General features: G+C 44.7%; 16 protein-coding genes. All 16 read right to left on the bottom strand.

The window, feature by feature from the left end; all coding sequences use genetic code 11:
- Positions 1 to 77 precede the first annotated feature (77 nt).
- Positions 78 to 1,166, bottom strand: coding sequence for a cell division protein FtsQ/DivIB (locus L870_RS17645; protein WP_080676450.1), 1,089 nt, complete (start codon positions 1,164 to 1,166; stop codon positions 78 to 80).
- 22 nt (positions 1,167 to 1,188) lie between these two features.
- A complete protein-coding gene (murA, locus tag L870_RS0112515) occupies positions 1,189 to 2,448 on the bottom strand; it encodes a UDP-N-acetylglucosamine 1-carboxyvinyltransferase (RefSeq protein ID WP_028518430.1) in 1,260 nt (419 codons plus the stop codon).
- 208 nt (positions 2,449 to 2,656) lie between these two features.
- Positions 2,657 to 3,529 carry an alpha/beta hydrolase gene (locus L870_RS0112510; RefSeq protein WP_028518429.1) on the bottom strand — a complete coding sequence of 291 codons (873 nt, stop codon included), beginning with the start codon at positions 3,527 to 3,529 and terminating at the stop codon, positions 2,657 to 2,659.
- The gene (gene murG / locus L870_RS0112505; RefSeq protein ID WP_028518428.1) at positions 3,526 to 4,662 is read right to left on the bottom strand and encodes an undecaprenyldiphospho-muramoylpentapeptide beta-N-acetylglucosaminyltransferase; all 1,137 of its coding nucleotides are present in this window, start codon (positions 4,660 to 4,662) and stop codon (positions 3,526 to 3,528) included. The genes L870_RS0112510 and murG overlap by 4 nt, the downstream gene beginning before the upstream one ends.
- 2 nt (positions 4,663 to 4,664) lie before the next feature.
- Complete coding sequence (locus L870_RS17640; RefSeq protein ID WP_037272093.1) at positions 4,665 to 5,942, bottom strand: FtsW/RodA/SpoVE family cell cycle protein; 1,278 nt, start codon at positions 5,940 to 5,942, stop codon at positions 4,665 to 4,667.
- 35 nt (positions 5,943 to 5,977) lie between these two features.
- A complete protein-coding gene (gene mraY, locus L870_RS0112495) occupies positions 5,978 to 7,015 on the bottom strand; it encodes a phospho-N-acetylmuramoyl-pentapeptide-transferase (protein WP_028518427.1) in 1,038 nt (345 codons plus the stop codon).
- A 23-nt stretch (positions 7,016 to 7,038) separates the two neighbouring features.
- Positions 7,039 to 8,478, bottom strand: coding sequence for a UDP-N-acetylmuramoyl-L-alanyl-D-glutamate--2,6-diaminopimelate ligase (locus L870_RS0112490; protein ID WP_028518426.1), 1,440 nt, complete (start codon positions 8,476 to 8,478; stop codon positions 7,039 to 7,041).
- A gap of 31 nt (positions 8,479 to 8,509) precedes the next feature.
- Positions 8,510 to 10,912: a penicillin-binding transpeptidase domain-containing protein gene (locus tag L870_RS0112485; protein WP_242836508.1), complete on the bottom strand. Its 2,403-nt coding sequence runs from the start codon at positions 10,910 to 10,912 to the stop codon at positions 8,510 to 8,512.
- A gap of 319 nt (positions 10,913 to 11,231) precedes the next feature.
- Positions 11,232 to 11,735, bottom strand: a complete 504-nt coding sequence (locus L870_RS0112480; RefSeq protein ID WP_028518424.1) for a cell division protein FtsL — start codon at positions 11,733 to 11,735, stop codon at positions 11,232 to 11,234.
- Positions 11,728 to 12,669, bottom strand: a complete 942-nt coding sequence (gene rsmH / locus L870_RS0112475) for a 16S rRNA (cytosine(1402)-N(4))-methyltransferase RsmH (protein WP_028518423.1) — start codon at positions 12,667 to 12,669, stop codon at positions 11,728 to 11,730. Before rsmH ends, L870_RS0112480 begins: the two co-directional genes overlap by 8 nt.
- A 58-nt stretch (positions 12,670 to 12,727) precedes the next feature.
- Complete coding sequence (locus L870_RS0112470; RefSeq protein ID WP_028518422.1) at positions 12,728 to 13,159, bottom strand: division/cell wall cluster transcriptional repressor MraZ; 432 nt, start codon at positions 13,157 to 13,159, stop codon at positions 12,728 to 12,730.
- Positions 13,160 to 13,579: 420 nt separating this feature from the next.
- Complete coding sequence (locus L870_RS20160; RefSeq protein ID WP_028518421.1) at positions 13,580 to 14,875, bottom strand: SpoIID/LytB domain-containing protein; 1,296 nt, start codon at positions 14,873 to 14,875, stop codon at positions 13,580 to 13,582.
- 29 nt (positions 14,876 to 14,904) lie between these two features.
- Complete coding sequence (locus L870_RS0112460) at positions 14,905 to 15,885, bottom strand: class B sortase (RefSeq protein ID WP_028518420.1); 981 nt, start codon at positions 15,883 to 15,885, stop codon at positions 14,905 to 14,907.
- 6 nt (positions 15,886 to 15,891) lie between these two features.
- Positions 15,892 to 17,658, bottom strand: a complete 1,767-nt coding sequence (locus L870_RS18670; RefSeq protein ID WP_051411554.1) for a class B sortase — start codon at positions 17,656 to 17,658, stop codon at positions 15,892 to 15,894.
- Positions 17,658 to 18,194, bottom strand: a complete 537-nt coding sequence (locus tag L870_RS0112450) for a CinA family protein (RefSeq protein WP_028518419.1) — start codon at positions 18,192 to 18,194, stop codon at positions 17,658 to 17,660. The genes L870_RS18670 and L870_RS0112450 overlap by 1 nt, the downstream gene beginning before the upstream one ends.
- 71 nt (positions 18,195 to 18,265) lie before the next feature.
- Positions 18,266 to 19,444, bottom strand: a complete 1,179-nt coding sequence (thiI, locus tag L870_RS0112445; RefSeq protein ID WP_028518418.1) for a tRNA uracil 4-sulfurtransferase ThiI — start codon at positions 19,442 to 19,444, stop codon at positions 18,266 to 18,268.
- Positions 19,445 to 19,461 lie beyond the last annotated feature (17 nt).

Here is a 19,461-nt window from a genome sequence, read left to right as displayed (position 1 = left end):
AATAAAACATTTTTTATTTTCTGCGAATTTAACAATAACGAGCGGCATATTTTCAGCATTTTGTACATTTTTATTCCTTACCACTGCTGTGTACCACTGTCATAATTGCCGTAATCTCCGCCATAATCACTGTATCCGCCATCGTTCTGCCACTGACTTCCGTCATCGTAACCGCTGTTGTAGTCATAACCGTTATCTGTCCACTGGTTCTGTGCCTCGGTTTCGGGCTCGGGCTGAGTGGTTGCAGTTGTGCTGTTTATACGGTCAAAATCTGCTTCCTGCTCGGGATTTCGCTCACCGCTGCCGATATCGTCTATAGGATTGCCGTATTCATCTGTTTTAGGCTGTGTTGTGGGCTCAATGATACCCGGAGTAGATGCCGGAGAGTCGCTTGTTCTGAAGCTGCACTGGTTAGAGCCTATCATCGTAAGATAGCCTTTTTTCCCCTTTACAGTGTCGTCGTTCATAACATTCTTTGCAAGATTGAGCTTATATTCCACATCATTCCAGTTGCCCATTTTGAATATCATATCATTCTTATACTGAACGACTATGGAATGCTCGTCACTCAGGTCTACAATAGCAATATTGTCATCTCCGATGGAAACCATTGTACTGATGAGCTCTGTGAACGCCTCGTTCTTATGCTCATTTTCCGAGGATACAGGCTTTCCGAGAGTCGGTCCTGATGGGTCAAGTCCGTATATTATGGGAAGGCCCTCGGTAATGAAATCATTTTCCGCAAGTATCTTTCCCTTTTTGCTGACAATAAGAACTCCACCGTCGTATTGAACATTGAAAGCAGGTATACAGCGAGTTACCGTTATTTCCAGTGATGAAGGAAAGTCCCTTTTCACCTTTGCTGTCTCGACATATAGCAGCTCATCAAGTATCCTCTGCTCACTTTTTTTCGTATCGAGCCTAAGAAGATTATCGCCCTCGTTAATACCCGATGCAACGACTATCTCCTCAGCGGAATACATATCAGATTCGCCTGAAACACGTATCTCGCTTATATTGAAAAGGAATGTATAGCTAATGGTTATTCCTGCGGTTACTGCCAGCAGAAGCACCACAAGTCCGTAAACATTCGTCCACCTTTTTCGCCGTCTGATACGCTTTCGGCTGTTCTTTCTTTCGACACTTGTTTTCTCGACGTCCTTCATACTTTCTCCAGATCTTTCCGCCTCAGACCCGACGCATATCTCCGCCGAGAAGTCTTACGGCTTCTTCAATTCTTTCATATCCTCTGTCAATATGACATATACGGCTTATCTCAGATGTACCGTCAGCGCAAAGTGCAGATATTATCATTGCCGCTCCTCCCCGAAGGTCAGTAGCCTGCACTTTGGCTCCGTGAAGCTTTTCCACTCCCTTAACAACTGCCACCTTGCCAAGTACCTGTATATCAGCCCCCATTTTAATAAGAGCCTCTGTGTGACGATATCGGCAGTCGAAGATATTCTCCTCGAAAATGCTCGTTCCGTCAGCAACAGCAAGCGCAGCCATGAGTACCGCCTGTGCATCTGTGGGAAATCCGGGATGAGGCATTGTCCTGATCCTTTCCCTTACAGCGCGGAGGCGCGGACCGCTGCGCAGATATATTTTGTTTTCCGATGTATATATGCTGCATCCCGTCTGCTCAAGCACTGACAGGAACGGTTCTGTTTCAGGGACGCAGGCATTTGTAAGTATAAGCTCGCCATGTGCGGCTGCGACCATAGAAAGATAAGTCGCCGCTGCTATCCTGTCAGGCATTATTGTATATTCACAGCCGTGAAGCTGTTTTTTTCCTTTTATTACTATCCTGCTCTCGCCGTCGCCCTTTATATCAGCTCCGCAGCTTCTCAGAAATCCGCAGAGGTCACATATCTCAGGTTCACGGGCAGCATTGTTTATCACTGTCTCGCCGTCAGCAGTCACTGCACAGAGTATAACATTTTCTGTTGCTCCCACCGATGGGAAAACAAGTGATATCTTTGCACCCTTTGCTCTGCCGCATACAGCCTTGCAGACTATGCTGCCGCCGCTTTCCGTAATATCGACACCCATTTTTTTCAGTGCCGCAAGGTGCATATCAATAGGGCGCGGACCAAGCTCGCAGCCGCCGGGAACGCTTACAACACATTCACCTGTCCTGCCAAGCATTGCACCCATGAATATTATTGAAGAGCGCATCTCGCGCATAAGCTCCTCGGATATCTGTGTCCTGTCGACTACCTGTGAATCTATCACAGCCGTATTATCCGAGAATGTACACCGACAGCCTACGCAGTTAAGTATCCTTGAAGCTGCATAAACATCGGTAAGCTTAGGACAGCAATGCAGCGTACACTCGCCGCAGCAAAGCAGTGCAGCCGCCATTATCGGCAGCGAACTGTTTTTGCTCCCCTGCAGGGCAAGCTCGCCTCGCAGACTTTTGCCGCCCGTTATTATGAATTTCTGCATTATACCACCTCACAGCATTTTTATGTATTGTATGCCTGTGAGGGATATTTTGTTACAAATCCAAATTTAGCTCCTCTAAATTTGGATTTGTAATGCGAAATTAGGAATTCGGAATTAGGAATTATAGGTGTTCGCCATTCGGCGAACAGAATCAAAATAATCTTTAATCCGTCGGCGTAAGCCGACACATTCAATTCTGCATTCCGAATTATGAATTGCGAATTGAATTTAGAAATTTTGTGAATGTCTCCGACATTTCATCGGGTATGAAAGCATACATCATATGCCCTTTGTCGGAAAGATGTATCTCTCCGCCGCATTTTTTTGCGTAATCTATGCCTACCTGTCTCCATGAGACCTTTTTAGTCACGGTCTTCATATCACTTATGTAAAAGCAGCACGGGCATTTAAGAATGCCTGTATTTTCTGCTTTCTGTGCATTTTCTGTCATGTACATCGCTTCCTCGGAAAATTCGGTGTTAGCGATGTTTTTATAGAACATTTCCCTGTATATCTTCTTTTCTTCGTCATCAAGCTCGCTGCCGCTGAGAAGACCCGAAGCATTTTCAAGCTTGTTCCTGAAAAGCTTTGCAAGAAATCCGCCTTTTGCCACCTTCTGAAGCAGCTTCAGCTGCTTTTTTATCAAGGCGGTGCGTTTTTCCTCGCCTATTTCCTTAGCCTGCAATATCGCCATAGTCGGGATACCCATATCCATACTCAGCACTGCTTTCACTTCATCGGGATAGGTATTTGTCCAGTATACTGCCTCAAAGCCAGAATAGGAATGCGCTGCGAGAACATATGGCGGCTCAATGCCCGCTTTGATAAGAGCTTCTCTGTCCTCATTGATAAGATTTTCGATAGTTCTCGGAGTTTTCGCCCTATCGCTGAAACCGTAGCCTGCCTTTTCAATGACTGCTATGCGGTAATTCTTTGACATTCTGCGATATATCGGCTTATACTCAAGCACAGGGCAGGTAACGCCGTTTCCCGCCATAAAAACGATGGTAATATCTCCGCTTCCTTCGCTGTACACATTAAGCTTTTCACCGTTTACTTCAACTCTAATACCTGTGTTCATTTTTTATTCCTCTTTTCAATGAGCTTATCTATTACTGCAAGTATTCTGTCATTTGTATCTGCAAGGTGGAGCTTAGCTGCACTTTCTGACATAGACTTTACTTTCGCACTGTCGCCGTAAAGCTTTTCTATCTCGTCTATCATGCGCTGGTTGGTAACGTCCTTCTGCTCGATGACTACTGCCGCACCTGCGTTTCCAAGCACCATTGCATTGTGGTACTGGTGATTTCCAGCAACTATAGGTGAGGGTATAAGTATTGAAGCCTTTCCTGCTGCTTCAAGCTCGGCAAGGGTAGACGCTCCCGAACGGCAGATAACAAGATCCGCAGCAGCAAGACATACGTCCATATCGTTTATGTACTCTGTAATGCGGAGTCTGTCATTTTTGAGAGGTATACCTGCTGCCTCCATAGCCTGTGGGAAAGTATCCTTTCCCATACCGCCGTAGCCGTGGATATGGTTGATGTCAAGTCCCTTGCCCACGTGCCACTTGATGACCTCGGTCATAGTCTCGTTTATGCAGCCTGCACCGAGACTGCCGCCGAATGAAAGGATAGTGAAGCTGTCGTCCATACCCAGCTTCTTACGTGCTTCCTCGCGGCTCATGGTATTTATATTGCTTCTTACGGGAAGTCCCGTAACACTGTACTCGAATTTGCTTTTGTCCATAAACTTGAGAGCTTCCTTAACGGTGAGCATAACATAGTCCACTTCCTTGGAAAGAAGCTTGTTTGTAACGCCCGGATAAGCGTTCTGCTCATGTATTGCCGTAGGTATACCCATTCTTGCAGCCTTCCTGATAACGGGACCTGCTGCGTAGCCGCCTGTACCTAAAGCGATATCGGGCTTGAAGCCCTCTATTATCTGCTTTGCCCTCCTGCCCGATGTAACAAGATAAGCCGCAGCCTTGGCGTTCCTGCCGATATTTTCAAGGGATATTTTTCTCTGAAATCCTGCTACCTTAATAGTCTCAAGTCTGTAGCCTGCTTTCGGGACAAGCTTTGACTCCATACCCTTCGGAGTACCTGCAAAGAGGAATTCCGTATCCGGATACTTCTTCTTGATAATATCAGCTATTGCAAGTCCGGGATTTATATGACCGCCTGTTCCGCCGCAGGCAATGAGTACTCTCATGTTCATGCTCCTTTTAACTCTGCTTTTTCTTCTTTTACAGTTTTTTTCTTCTTTTTCGGTCTGGGCTTTTCATCGGGATAATACCGATGCTGTGATATATTCAGCATTATCCCCATTTCCGCCAGCTGCATTATCAGCGCGGTACCGCCGTAGCTGAAGAACGGAAGGCTGATACCTGTATTAGGTATAAGGTTGCTTACAACTGCTAAGTTAAGAACAGTCTGTATGCCTATCTGTGTAGTGATACCTACAGCAATGAGCATACCAAATCTGTCCTTGCAGCGTACTGCTATTGAGAAGCCTTCTATAATAAGAAGGAAAAATACGATTATAATGGCAAGTGCTCCCACGAAGCCAAGCTCTTCGCATACTATAGGGAAAACAAAGTCGTTTTTTGTCTCAGGGAGATAAAGATACTTCTGACGGGAGTTTCCGAGACCAAGTCCGAAAAGGCCGCCTGAGCCTATAGCGATAATAGAGTTTGCATTCTGCCATGTATCGCCGAGCTTATCAGCAAAGGGATCTTTCCATGCTCTTATTCTGACGTTTACATAGCTGTCGGGCACCTGTGCCTGCCATGAGATATAAGCTATCGCAAGTCCGAGGACTGCTGCTCCGAAAGCAAGGAAGTGCTTTTTGTTAACACCGCCGCAAAGTATCATAGCAACTGCGATGGTGCTTATAAGTATGATACCCGAGATGTGCTTTTCAGCGGCAATGAGTGCAACGTATACGCCGAGTATTATGGCATACTTGACTATTCCCGTCTTGAAATCGTTCATCTTTTCGCCGTCGCGCTCCATATTATAGGCAAAGAAGATAATAAGCGCAAGCTTTGCCACCTCTGACGGCTGCAGGTTGAGAGGGCCGATGTCGATCCATCGTTTTGCGCCCATTGAACCGCCTTCATCGTTACCGAAAATAAGTACGGCTATGAGGAGAACGATACCCACACAATACAAAAGTCCTGCTATGTTGAATTTCTTCAGTACAGGGAGCTTTAAATTCTTGAAATTGTGATAATCCATCTTCATAAAGAAGATCATTGCGACAAAGCCTACTATAGCATTCTTCGCCTGTTTTTTTGCATAGTAAAGACCATCACCGCCGTGCTCGCTGTATGCCCATGCATAGCTTGCAGAGGACATCATTACGATACCGACAACAAGCAGTATCATAACGTATGCAAAGAACGAAAGGCTCAGGTCTCCTTTTCTTCCTCCCGAAAAAACATTCGGAAGAGAAACGCGCTTTTTATTTTCAGTTTTGCTTGCTGCCATTTTTCCTCCTTATGGTATGACAAATTCTGCTCACATCACAGAGCCAGCAGTGTTATTATTCCCAATACTCCGAAAATAATGCCGAAAAGCGAAAAAGTTATGACTATCTTGTATTCGCTGAATCCGCTCATCTCGAAGTGGTGGTGGATAGGAGTCATTTTGAATATACGTCTTCCCTCGCCGTACTTCTTCTTTGTGATCTTGAAGTAGCCTACCTGTATCATTACGGAAAGTGCTTCAAGTATATACACAAGTGCAACAAGGATAAGCAGCAGGTGCTTGTGAAGGATAAGTCCCACACCTGTTACGGCTGCACCTAAGAACATTGAGCCTGTATCGCCCATAAAGCATTTTGCGGGATTGAGATTCCAGAGCAGGAATCCGAGACAGCCCCCTGCAAGTGCCATAGTGAAACAGGTCATCTCGTCTTTTTTGAGGATAGTGCAGCATACTGTGAATATGAGCATAGCTACAAATGTTACAGAGCCGCAGAGTCCGTCAACGCCGTCTGTGAGGTTTACCGCATTCGTTAGGTAAATTATCACAGCCATCATAAGTATATAATAGAATATTCCCAGTGAAGGAGATTTCCAGAACCCGAGATCTATACGTGTCTCGCCGTCACCAAAGAAGTGTATCACTGCGAGAAAACCTACAGAGAATAAAAGCTGTAAAGCAATTTTCTGCCACGGAGTAAGTCCGTCATTTTTCTTTCTGGCTACCTTTGTGTAATCGTCGATAAAACCGATGATACCGAAAGCTGCGGAAAAAAGAATACAGCCCAGCATGAGATAGAACGGATAGAAACTCTTCTTATCTGTAGTATCCAAGCCCATTTTCCATCTGTATATCCAGTAGCTTGCAATAGCGGTTATCACTGTGGATATTATGAACATAAAACCGCCCATTGTGGGAGTTCCCTGCTTTTTCGCGTGCCACTTTGGTCCGTCAACAGTTTTTATGGGCTGACCGAATTTTATCTTATGCAGGAAGGGTACAAGGAATATACCCGAAACACCTGCTATCACGAATGAAAGAAGTGATGTGACAAGATTGATTATCCAGAAAGACATTTTAATATAACAACTCCAGTTTTTTATTTATCGAGCAGTTTAAGCCCTTCGGCTACCACTTCGCGCTCGTCAAAGTGGATATGCTCCATGCCCGCAAGTATCTGATAATCCTCATGACCCTTGCCGGCAAGAACTATTATATCACCTTTCTCAGCAATTTTCAAGGCATGATATATAGCTTCCCTTCTGTCAGTGACAACATCGTAGTTCACCGTCATACCTTCGATGCCTGCGAGTATGTCCTTTATTATAGCTTCAGGCTCTTCATTTCGCGGATTATCCGATGTTATTATGAGCTTGTCGGCGTACTTTGCAGCAGCCTTTGCCATTTTCGGACGCTTTGCCGCATCGCGGTTTCCGCCGCAGCCAAACAGGCATATAAGATCGTTTTCGGTGTACTCCTTAACGCTTCTGAGTATATTCTCGATAGCATCGGGAGTATGAGCGTAATCACAGATAACTGTGAAATCACGACCCGTGGGTATTACCTCGCAGCGTCCCTTTACGCCGTTGTATTCCTCAACAGCAGAAATTATGCTGTCTATGCTGACGCCTGCTTCAAGACATACTGCAATTGCAGCTGTCAGATTGGATACATTGAAAAGTCCCGGCATTCTTGTCTTTATCAGGTGGGACTTATCACCGCAGCAGAACCAGAAGCTTGAGCCTGTTGACTTTATCTTTATACCGTCGGCATATATATCAGCATTTTCTTTTACGCTGAAGCTGAGCTTTCTGCACTTTACTTCGCCGAAAAGTCTCTTGCCGTAGTCATCGTCTGCATTGATTATAGCTGTATCACAGATATCGAAGAGCATTTTCTTTGCCTGATAATAGTCCTCCATATCCTTGTGATAGTCAAGGTGATCCTGAGTAAGATTAGTGAACACCGCAGTCTCAAAGTAAGACGAGCCTATCCTGTACTGACACAGACCGAATGAAGATACCTCCATTACAACATACTCGCAGCCTGCATCAGCCATTTTTGCAAGGAGCTGCATGAAATCGTATGCCATAGGCGTTGTATTGTCGGTATGAATGACCTCATCGCCTATCTCGTTCTGTATAGTTCCTACAAGACCTGTCTTGTGACCGTTTTTCATAAGGATATGCTTGATAACATTAGTTATGGTAGTTTTGCCGTTAGTACCCGTAACACCTATCATTTTCAGTTTGCGCTCGGGGTGTCCGAACCATGCCGAACATATCTGACCGTAAAGCTTACGGGAATTATCCGTGATTATCTGCCTGTCGCCAAGTCCGAGATCACGCTCGCACACTACAGCCGCCGCCCCCTTTTCAAGCATCTCCGCAGCCGCCGTATGTCCGTCAAAGCTTCCACCCTTTACGCAGACAAAGAGGCTTCCCTCAGTTACCTTGCGTGTATCGTCGGTCACGGAGCTTATTTCGGTATCGCCTATAGCTGTCACGGCGTTATTTTCAATAAGATCACATAATTTCATTTTGTCTGCCTCCTGTCTTTTTCTTTTGCATTTAGTCGTTGAACGACTGTGCCTGGAATTCAAGTTCTATAGTAGTACCCTTAGCTACGACTGAATAAGGATCAATATTCTGACTCTTTACCGTTGCTCCCTCCTGTGTCGCAAGAGAATTTTTAGCTACATAGTTAAGACCGAGTGCACTGAGCACTTCGTTTGCAAGCTCAGGGGTGTAATACGAAAGATCCGGAACTGTTACAGCCTCATAGGTATTGCCCTTTTCTGTATAAAGATAGATGCAGCCGTCCTTTGATATAGCTGTTCCTGTTATTGGAGACTGCTCGACTACTTCGATACCGTTGCCTATCTTTTCGTATTTTACGCCAAGACCTTCGATGGTCTTTATTGCATCATCTATAGATGCTCCCTTGAGGAGCGGTACCTTTACATTAAGGTTTTTAAGCTCAGTCTCATCATACTCAGGGCTCTTGTCAAGGTATCTGAGAACGTCTGTGAGGATATCCTGTGCGCAGGGAACTGCACATTTGCTTCCGTAATACTGCTGATTGCTCTTATCAGGCATATCAGCAAGCACAAGAAGTATCAGTTCGGGATCATCGGAAGGAGTAAAGCATACATACGAAGCACCGTATTCATTAAGGTTTTCATTTTCCTTGCCGTATTCCTGTGCAACATTCTGTCTTATAGCACTGAAACGCTGTGAAGTACCCGACTTACCGCCAATAGAAAAGCCCATTATATCAACGTTGCCGGCGGTATTGCCTATAACGACATTTCTCAGGGCATTTGCCATTGTTTTTGAGGTCTCTTCAGATATTACCTGTCTCCTTACAGTTCTTTCGTTATTCAGAACGATATTTCCGTCCTGATCCACTACCTTGTCAACAACATAGGGCTGAAGCAGGTAGCCGCCGTTTACAACTGCACTGCAAGCTGTGATAAGCTCTAAAGGTGTAACTGTTTCGCACTGACCGAAAGATGCTTCGGCAAGGTCGATATCTATCATTTTTTCAAGAGTCGGAAGATCACCGTTTGCCTCGTAAGGGAGATCAATACCTGTTGGTTCTCTGAAACCAAAAGCATCGAAGTAATACTGGAACTTTTCCATGCCGAGCGCCTGACCCATAGCCATGAAAGCAGGGTTGCATGAATCTGTAAGTGCCTTCTGGAACGACTCTGAGCCGTGTCCGCCTGTATCCTTGCTGTGACAGGCTATAGGAAGCTTACGGTCGCCGTCCTGAAAGTACTCGATACCGCTGCAAAAATGAGACCATGTATTGATGTCTATAGCCTTTTCCTCAACTACAGAGGCACCTGTGATTATCTTGAATACCGAACCAGGCTCGTAACGCTCACTGATACATTTGTTGTTCCACTGACGCTCACGGGCTTCGGGAGTACATTCCTCAATATCCTTTTCTTTAGGATCATCAATATCCTTATCATAGAATACTCTTTTGAGGAGCATATCGCTTGAAAGCTCTGTAGGATTGTTAAGATCAAAGCTTGGATATGTTGCCATACCCAGTACAGCACCTGTTTTGGGGTTCATCATTATAGCACATGATCTGTTCTTGACATCATGCTCCTCAGACATCTCTTTAAGATGCTTTTCAAGGATATACTGTATCTCTCTGTCTATAGTAAGGTATACGTCGTCGCCGTCCTTAGGCTCAAAGGTCTTGGAGTATCTGTAGGGAAGCTCCTTACCGTTAGAGTCCTTTGCAGAAACCGTTCTTCCGTCAACGCCTGACAGATACTTATTATAATATGACTCTACTCCGTATGCTATGTCTCCTCTGGTAAAGCCTATTACAGAAGCTGCAAGGTCATTCTGAGGATAATAACGCTTTGTATCCTCGACACTTCCTACAGAAACAAAGCCCATATCATAGAAATAATTCAGTATCTCATCAGCCACAGGCTTTTCTGTCTGTACCTTTATCTCTGAATATCTGCCCTCAGCGTCCATAGCTGTTTTGACTTTCTCGGCTGTTACATTCAATTTCAGTGCAACAAATGCAGCTGCCTTATCCTTGAACTCATCAGCTGACTCGGGAAGTATATTTATCTCCTTGCCTTCTTCATCATAGACAGGAGTATATGTCCCGTTTGCTTTTTCCTCATTTCTCTTGTCGATACGCTTCTGGAGAGTTTTAAGATCCTCCTTAAAAGCGGCAGGATCAATGAAGATCTTGTATACAGTCGCACTCTTTGCAAGGGTTATACCTTTTGAATCGTATATAGTACCTCTGTGAGCAGAGATGCTTATAGAACCAAAATGCTGGTCATTTGCCATATCCTGATACTTCTTGTTGTTAAGAACGGATATTTTAAAGAAGTTGGCTGCAACAGCTCCGAAAAGCAGACTGAAAGCAGCTGTCATAACTATTTTTGACCTGAACCGCATCGAATTCGACGGATTTGTATTTATCACAGCAGAATTCTTCCTTTCCGCGAAAAATCGTCTATAAATAAATAAGGCAGGGTTTTTGTGTGCCCCGCCCGTGAACATCTTTATTTCTTTTCTGGGATGTCCTTTTGTTTTGATACGACGAAGGATTTATCGCTATTCAAGCGTGGGACTGCCGCTCCCGGACTCTCTTTCTCTCTAAGAGTCCGGGAACTGCAATTCCGATATTCCGATCACCCGCTGTATCTCCGTGTTCTACATATAACCTCGGCTTTTTATATTTTTATCGCCGATAGTGCTCATTAATTATACAGGCAGTCCATGTGTTATATTTATATTGGACTTACCCTCTGAAATATTCCACGCAATTATCGAAAAAGGTTTTGATTTTCGATATCACACCTTTTTCCTGCTCCGGAATAGTAACGACATCACCTGTCTGTATCTTGATATATTTTATCTGTGTAGAATCTATCTTCTGCATTTTCAGAACATTTTCCGCATAATCTTCTATATTCTTAGCGGACATCTTGCTATCAAGTTCAGACTGGAGTCTTACGTTTTCGGCTTCGGCTTCATCAAGCTTCTCGTTCATTGCGGACACCTTGTTGTACACCGTGTTCCGCTTATCAAGCGAATAGATAACCGAGCCAAGCAGTGCGGCAGCCAGCAGCGACACAAATATTATCATAAGAACCGAACCGCTTTGTGCTTCGTTCTTTCTCATATGTATCTCAGGCTTCTGCTCAGTATCATTCTTTACTGCGTCGTCCATATCGGTTGTCTCGTCCGAGTCGGCATCGTCGTAGCTTTCGTCGTTATAATAGCGTACAGTGTTTTCAGCCATTGCTTTCCGCACTCCTTTCTATTATTCTGAGCTTTGCGCTTCTGCTTCTGTTGTTTCTTTCGAGTTCCTTTTCTTTAGCCTCTAAAGGCTTTCTGTTTACAAGTTTTCCCTGCGGCTTGTGTCCGCATACACACTGTGGGAAGTCAGGTGGGCAAATACAGCCCCTGCACCATTCCGCGAATATCTTTTTTACTATTCTGTCTTCAAGGGAATGGAAGGTTATAACTGCGAGCCGTCCGCCCGTTCTCAGGCTGTGAAAAGCGTCGTCAAGACCTTTTTCGAGGTGCTCGAATTCTCCGTTGACAGCAATTCTTATTGCCTGAAAGGTTTTTTTACAAGGGTTCTTTTCGCGTCTCGCCTTCTGAGGAACACTTTCTCTTATTATATCTGCAAGCTGTAATGTAGTCTCTATGGGAGCAGCTTCTCTTGCCCGGACTATATTCGCAGCAATCTTTCGTGAGAATTTTTCTTCTCCGTACTCGAATATTATCCTTGCAAGCTCTGACTCTGAATAGGTATTGACAACATCTGCTGCACTCATACCCTCCTTGCTCATTCGCATATCAAGCGGAGCATCAGTGTGGTAAGAGAAACCTCTGCTTCCCTCGTCCAGCTGAAATGACGAAACGCCAAGATCCATAAGGATACCATCGGCATAGTCTATATCAAGTTCGTCGAGGACCGCCCTTATCTCCGAGTAGTTCCTGTGGAACACTCTGGCATTACTGAACACCGACAGCCTTTCTGTTGCAACAGCAACTGCGTCGGGATCTCTGTCAAGAGCGATAAGTCTGCCCTTTTCATTCAGTCGGGCAGCGATTGCAGAGGAATGACCTGCACCTCCTGCGGTACCGTCTACATAGATACCATCGGGGCGGATATCAAGTCCTTCAATACATTCCTCAAGCATAACAGGTATGTGGCTGAATTCCATTAAACAAAACTCTCCTTAATCCGACAATGTTCGGAAAACGAATACAGAAACGTCCGTATCAGATAACAAGATCAGCAAGCAAGTCGTTGATCTCATCCTGAGAGATACTATTGTTGAATTCTTCCCACTTAGACTTATTCCATATCTCAGCTCTTTTGTTTGCACCGATAACAACGACCTCGTCGGTGATACCTGCATGATCTCTGAGCTGCTGTGTGATAAAGATACGTCCCTGTTTATCGGGGACCTGCTTATCAGCACCTGCAAGAAGCATACGTCTTATGTTTGCACCATTCTTGCCTGCTACGGAATTAAGCTTTTCGCAGTATTCCTGAAATGCCTCCGGTGAGTATACGGCGATATAGGCGTCATCATGTCCCTGACAGAGATAAAACTCCGGTCCGAGGATCTCACGAAGCTTTGTCGGGAAGCTCATACGGCCCTTCTGATCTATACTCGGGTAATAAGTACCGCATAACAGATCTGCCATTTGAACCTCGCCTCGCTTTCGTACAACCTCTTAGGATTCGATCACCCTAATTTGGAAAATTTCACATCCAATCACCTTTTTTCACCCTAAACCTATTTTAACATCATTTGGGTAGAAATTCAAGATGGAATATCTCACAAGTATAAACCCTAAAATCGGCTATTTTTTGTCGATTTTGTTTAAAGTTTAACTTTCGGTTGCTTTAAAACGAAACAAACGTTTCTATATTCGTTAAATATTTTGCTTTGCTTTCACCTTTTTTCACCTTTTCGGGTATTTTTAAGGATTTTTTTACCACTCGGATTCACCTTTCATCACCCAAAAAGAAAGAATAAGTCTCCGAATATAAAATGCCGTAACACTTGGTATATCCAAAGACTTATTCCTTTTGTTCTTAATCAGGCTGTTTATCGCCTTTTATCAATCATGTGTATATGTAAGATTGAATTTTGATGATTTAAGTCCCATCATCATTGAGAACGGATAACCCTTTGCAGTAGTCTGTCCGTCGATGCATACTTCTGTTACATATCCTGTCTCTTCCGAGTATACAGGCTGTATCCAGTTATCCGGATCGTCAGAGAGAGTAATGTGGTAAGCTGTTTCCAGCTTCTTCTTCACTTCTGCTGCGTCCATATATTTTACTGTACCCCAGTGCGGATCAAACGCAGCATCATACTCGCTCGGTACGCTTCTCAGGTACGGGTAGTCTGCATAGAATACTTCATAGCAGTTTGCCGAACAGCCTCCACTCGAAGCAGAGAATACTGTAAGGGCGTAATTATCATCATAATAAAGAGCTTCGCCGAGAACCTCCTCGCAGGCATCAATAACTACCTGCGGCGGATTTGGCTTACCTCTCAGGTCTCTTGAATCATCACCGTTATACTTTAAATAAGTATATACAGCAACTGCCTGAGCCTTGATAGCTTCATAAGAGAAGCTTCCGCCAACCTCGCGGTTTACTATCTCGGATACGACCTTCAGGGTATCACCTGCCGGTTCGTGAGCGATAGTAAGCTCTTCATCGTCTGTCATTCCTGTATTCATCAGGTATGTTCCGGGATAATAGTGGAACAGTATATCCTGATAAGTCCAGCCCGCATAAGCGGCATAGAAATTAGCACCGTTCTGGCTCATGCCAACACCGTGTCCCCAGCCGTATGTTACGAATGCGAACTGTCCCGGCTGAGCGTCTACTGTGGGTCCCGGCTGAGAATCGGGGATATCACCCACGAATGCTCCCGAAGTTTTTATTTCGACAGCAGTCGGAGCTTTGCTTCTGCTCTTTGCAGCGTTCTTTGACAAAGAAGGAGTACCTTTTTTCAAAGCACTCTTCTTCTTTTCCACAGCTTCCTCACGAGCCTTGCGCTCTTCCTCTGAAAGCCCTGCATAAGGGTCAGCAGCTTCACCTATCTTAGCCATTTCAGGTGTTGCAAGCTCATAGCTTATAAGCGTGAGGCTTGAGTCATATTCGCTGATATCAGCTTTTTCCCAATCCTCAGGCATCTTCTGTTTTTCCTCTGCGGTATCCGCAGCAATTTCAGAAGCTGCTTCCGTTACAGCGTCTGCTGCACTACTTACCTCTTCTGCCGCCACTGACGCATTAACATCAGTATCGGCATTTTCAAAGGTAGTCATGCTTGTTGTCCCAGAGAATACAATGATTCCCGAGGCTGCAGCTGCTGCTCGTTTAAGCATTTTCTGCATTTTCATAACAATCTCCTTTAGATTATAAAGTCAGATCACTGAGGCTTTTCCTCATTTGCGGCTTTTTCCGCTTCTTCCTTTGAAGCCTTTTCAGCTTCCTCATTCTTTTTCTTCAAATACTCCTCAGTGTGCTGTATAGTTGTCATGTCTCCTGCGACTTCTCCTTCTCTCAGTCTTCTTGCCACAACTATGAAACGCGAATTATCATAATCAGCATAGCAGGTAGAAAGAGTAAGCAGCTTGTCGCCGTACTTAACATCAACTCCTGTATCCAGAAGCTGTCCGCCACGGCAGTTGTCGATGTAAAACTTAAAATCTTCTTCTGTATCAAAATCTTCCATATCCCAGTAATGGAAGTCGGTAGCATTATAGCTTCCGCTTGTTATGAGATATGCAAAGACAACGTAATCGTATTCTTTATAGTTCGAGCTTACCTCGATAAAAGGATGCTGCTCATAGAATTCGGGATCGGGACGATACTTTCTCAATGAGCCCATCATAGTCCCGTCATACCAGTTATGTCCGTAGATCACAAGATTATCAGACTGCTGACTTTCATCGCCGCCGAAATTATCGCGGTAATCCGCAAAGAATGTTCCGCGGTCGTAATACTGTCTGAATATATCCTTTTCAAGATAATATGAATTAGGCACCCACTCATCAGGTCCGTAATACGGATCGTTTGCAGCTACCTCACCGGGGTCTCTCAAGAACGGGTAATCGACCTGAGTCCCATCGATCTTTACCCAGCCCATAATGTCCTTGTTGAGACGCATCAGTGACTTGGTTCTTTCGGTCACACCGTTAAGAGACGGTACATATTCATAATTGTCTGCCCAATCGGCTGAAAGCTTTTCGGCATTTTCTTCCGTTGTTGCTTCTGTCACAGCCGTTGTGCCATTATCCACAGTCGGAACAGATTTCTTGTCCTTGTTCAGGTATAATGCAAACGCACCAAGTCCAACAGCCGCAGCGCAGCTTACACAGGCTGTTATTGTTTTCGCGTTCTTGTTCATTGCTAATCACTTTCCTCCCTTTGGACCGTAGGGAACAAATTCGGCATTCGGATCATAGTGTTCGTCCGGATGTATCGAATAATATAATGTAGGCCACTTTATGTTAGGATTTGCTTTGCTGTCCTGAGTTCCCTTCATCGGATCTTCACCTTCTCTTACACGCCTTGCAAGAATTATAAGACGTCCTCTTTCATCAGGGAAGAAGGTGCTGCAGGTAGAAAGTGTAAGGAGCTGATCTCCGTACTCAACATCTACGTCATTTGTGCGTATAGTTCTTCTCTTTGCCTCATTTACGAAATCGTAGAATTCTTTTTCGTCAGCAAAATCAAGAACGTTCCAGCAGTCAAACTTAGTATCTGTATCGTCGTTATTATCGAGCATAAAAAATGCAAATATCTTATATTTGTATCTCTCATAATTAGAACTGAGATCAATTACGGGATGTGCTCCGTAATATGCCTCATTCCTGAGATAATACTTTAAAAAGCCAAACATCTGATCGTCCCACATATCATGTCCGTAGATGATCAGATTCTGCGAATTTTCATATCTTAAATATCCGTCCTCACCTACATCATCGAAATGATTTCTGTAGTCCATGAATATCTCTCCTGCGATATTTTCAGTGAGATCATATTTCATGTTCAGATATTTTGAATTGTCGTCCGCCTGTAAAACAGGGTTGTTGAGCGGCGTATCAGGGATACTGATAACACCTACTATATCATGGTTGATGTCCCAGAGCTTTTTAGCTCCGTCGAGCATACCGCCATATTTTTTTCTTTTATCTCCCTCGGGAGTTGTTTCTTCTTCGATCTGCGGCTCACGTTCCTTATAGATATCGTACAGATCCATTAATTCCGCTGTCTTGTGCTTGCTTGACCAGAGATCGTAATAATAATCTCCGACAAGGTATCCGCAGACGCAGATAGCGATCACTGAGCCGAGAAAAACGATCTTTCTTATGCATTCGAGCACACTGTCGCCCTTTTCCGGGAACAGTCCGCGAAGCCTCTGCTTGAAAGGCTTTTTCTTCTTCTTTTTTTTCTTCTTTTCAGGCTTGACTGTTTCGTCAGCCTTTTCCATAGGCTGAAAGCTATGCCCGTCAATATTCCTGTCGGTCATTCCAAGCTGCTGTGCCGCTTCCTCCTCAGCCCGTTTTAGAGGAGCAAGCTGGTCTTCAACAGTAGTATTCTGTCCCACAGGAGTGAACACCATTGTTTCTTCGATGTCTTCAGCTTCCGCATACGATCCTGTCTCAGCCGTTTCAGTTTCAGCCTCAGCCTCATCAGATACTTCCGTTAATTCTTCTTCCGAACTTTCAGCCGCAGTTTCGGTGAAGTCCTCAACCTCTGCTGCAATATCGGTATCAACCTCTGAAAAATCCTCGGTAATTTCATCAGCAATTTCGCTCAATTCCTCTTGTGCGGGTGTTTCAAGCTCGTTGATGATGTCCGAGATATCAGGAGAAGCATTAACAGCAGCCTTTTCAGCCTCGGCAGCCTCTTCGGCAGCCATTCTCACAGCTTCCGCCTTTTCAAAAGCTATAGCCTCGTCAAGCTCATCAAGGATATCCTCAGCTGTCGAGCTGTGTTTTTCCTTCACGTGCATGATACGTTCCGCCATAGTTTCCGAGCGTTCACTTTCTGCTGTTTTATTGTCATAGGTCGTAGGCGCAACTTCTGCTTCGCCGTGTATCGACCTTCTGATAGCTTTTATCTTCTCAGCTCTGCGCTGAGCCTCTGAGCTTTCATCGTTTAATCTATCGCTCATCAGTTTGTTACCGCCTCCATCAGTATTTTTTCAATAGTTTCAAATGCATAAGCAGCCGCACACCGTCTTATGTGCTCTCTGCTCATATCACTGAGTTTCCAAAGCTCGGGCAGCCGTACAAATTGTCTGCCGCAGATATCGAAGCCGATATACACCGTTCCCACAGGTGTTTCCGCAGTTCCGCCCGATGGACCTGCGATACCCGTTACGGAAACACACACATCTGCACCCGAACTTTCTTTAAGTCCTCTGACCATGAAAAGTGCAGTCTGCTCACTTACGACTCCGAATTTTTCTATCACCTCAGCAGGAACGTTAAGGAACTTTGTCTTTATTCTCTCCGAATAAGTACATATCCCAAGTTCAAAGACTGCCGACGCGCCCGATACTGATGTTATAAGCTCCGAAAGTAGTCCGCCCGTACAGCTCTCCGCTGTAGATATAGTCAGACCCTTTCGTTCTAATAATTTTACAACATTTGCAACGGTTTTGTCAAGTTTTTCGGGGTTACATTCAGAAAATTTACTGCTTACCACTAAATCAACACGCTCTCTTTAGTCAAGATTTCACAAAAATTAAGTGATTACTTTGTGAAAAACTTAAAAAATCAATCTCCAAAATTGAAGGTCTTCATCTCTGTATTTTCAACAGCCTTCTGTATAAGCGGTTCAAAATCGAAGCTGTTCTGAGCCTTTTCTATGTCTGAAAGCTGAGGTCTTACCTTTGGGTGACGAGGGGTGAATACAGTACAGCAGTCCTCATAGGGCTGTACAGATGTATCAAAGGTATCTATCTTACGTGCTATCTCGATTATCTCAGTCTTGTCCATTCCTACACATGGACGGAAAACAGGTATGCGGCATACCGCATCTGTGCAGACCATAGCTGCCATTGTCTGGCTTGCCACCTGTCCCACACTCTCACCTGTGATAAGTGCAAGGCAGTTGTCCTTTGCCGCGATGCGCTGAGCTATCTCCATCATAAGCCTTCTCATTATAATAGTAAAGAACTCCTCGGGACAGTGGTCCTTGATAGCTTCCTGAAGCTCTGTGAACGGTACGCAGTAGAATGCGATTCCTCCGCAGTAGTCCGTGAGCTTCTGGCAGAGCTGCTCAACTTTCAGCTGTGCTCGATCTGATGTATAAGGGGGACTTACATAGTGTATAGCTGCGATATGGATACCGCGCTTTGCCATCATATATCCCGCTACAGGACTGTCGATGCCGCCTGAAAGCAGAAGCATAGCCTTTCCGCTGCTTCCTACTGGGAGTCCGCCTGCTCCCTTGATGTTCTCGGCGTGAACGAAAGCATTCTCGTCACGTATCTCTACAGTTACCGTAACTTCGGGATTTTTAACATCAACAGTGAGATGCGGGAACTTTTCAAGCAGCTTTCCGCCCAGCTCCATGCATATCTCCGGCGACTTCATAGGGAAAGCCTTATCCGAACGCTTTGCGTTGACCTTGAATGTCTTTGCGCAGCTCAGTACATCTTCAAGATACTCATAGCTCTTGTTACAGATGTCGTCGAAGTCCTTCTCGCACACACAAGCACGGCAATAAGTTGCGATACCGAATATCTTGCCCACTCTGTCGGCAACTTCACTGAGGTCGATGTCATCATCGAGTGGAGTTATGTATGTTGTGGACTGAGCACTGGTCATCTGGAAGTGACCGAGAGGCTTCAGTCTGCGCTTTATGTTCTTTATGAGCATATCCTCAAAGGTCTTTTTGTTGAGACCTTTCAGTGCCATTTCACCGTATTTTACAAGTATTAACTCTTTCATTCAAATTCTCCTATACT

Source organism: Ruminococcus flavefaciens ATCC 19208 (assembly GCF_000518765.1).
Classification (GTDB): domain Bacteria; phylum Bacillota; class Clostridia; order Oscillospirales; family Ruminococcaceae; genus Ruminococcus; species Ruminococcus flavefaciens.
The sequence above is the reverse complement of the archived record's forward strand: the minus strand, read 5'-3'. Positions and strand labels throughout refer to the sequence as shown.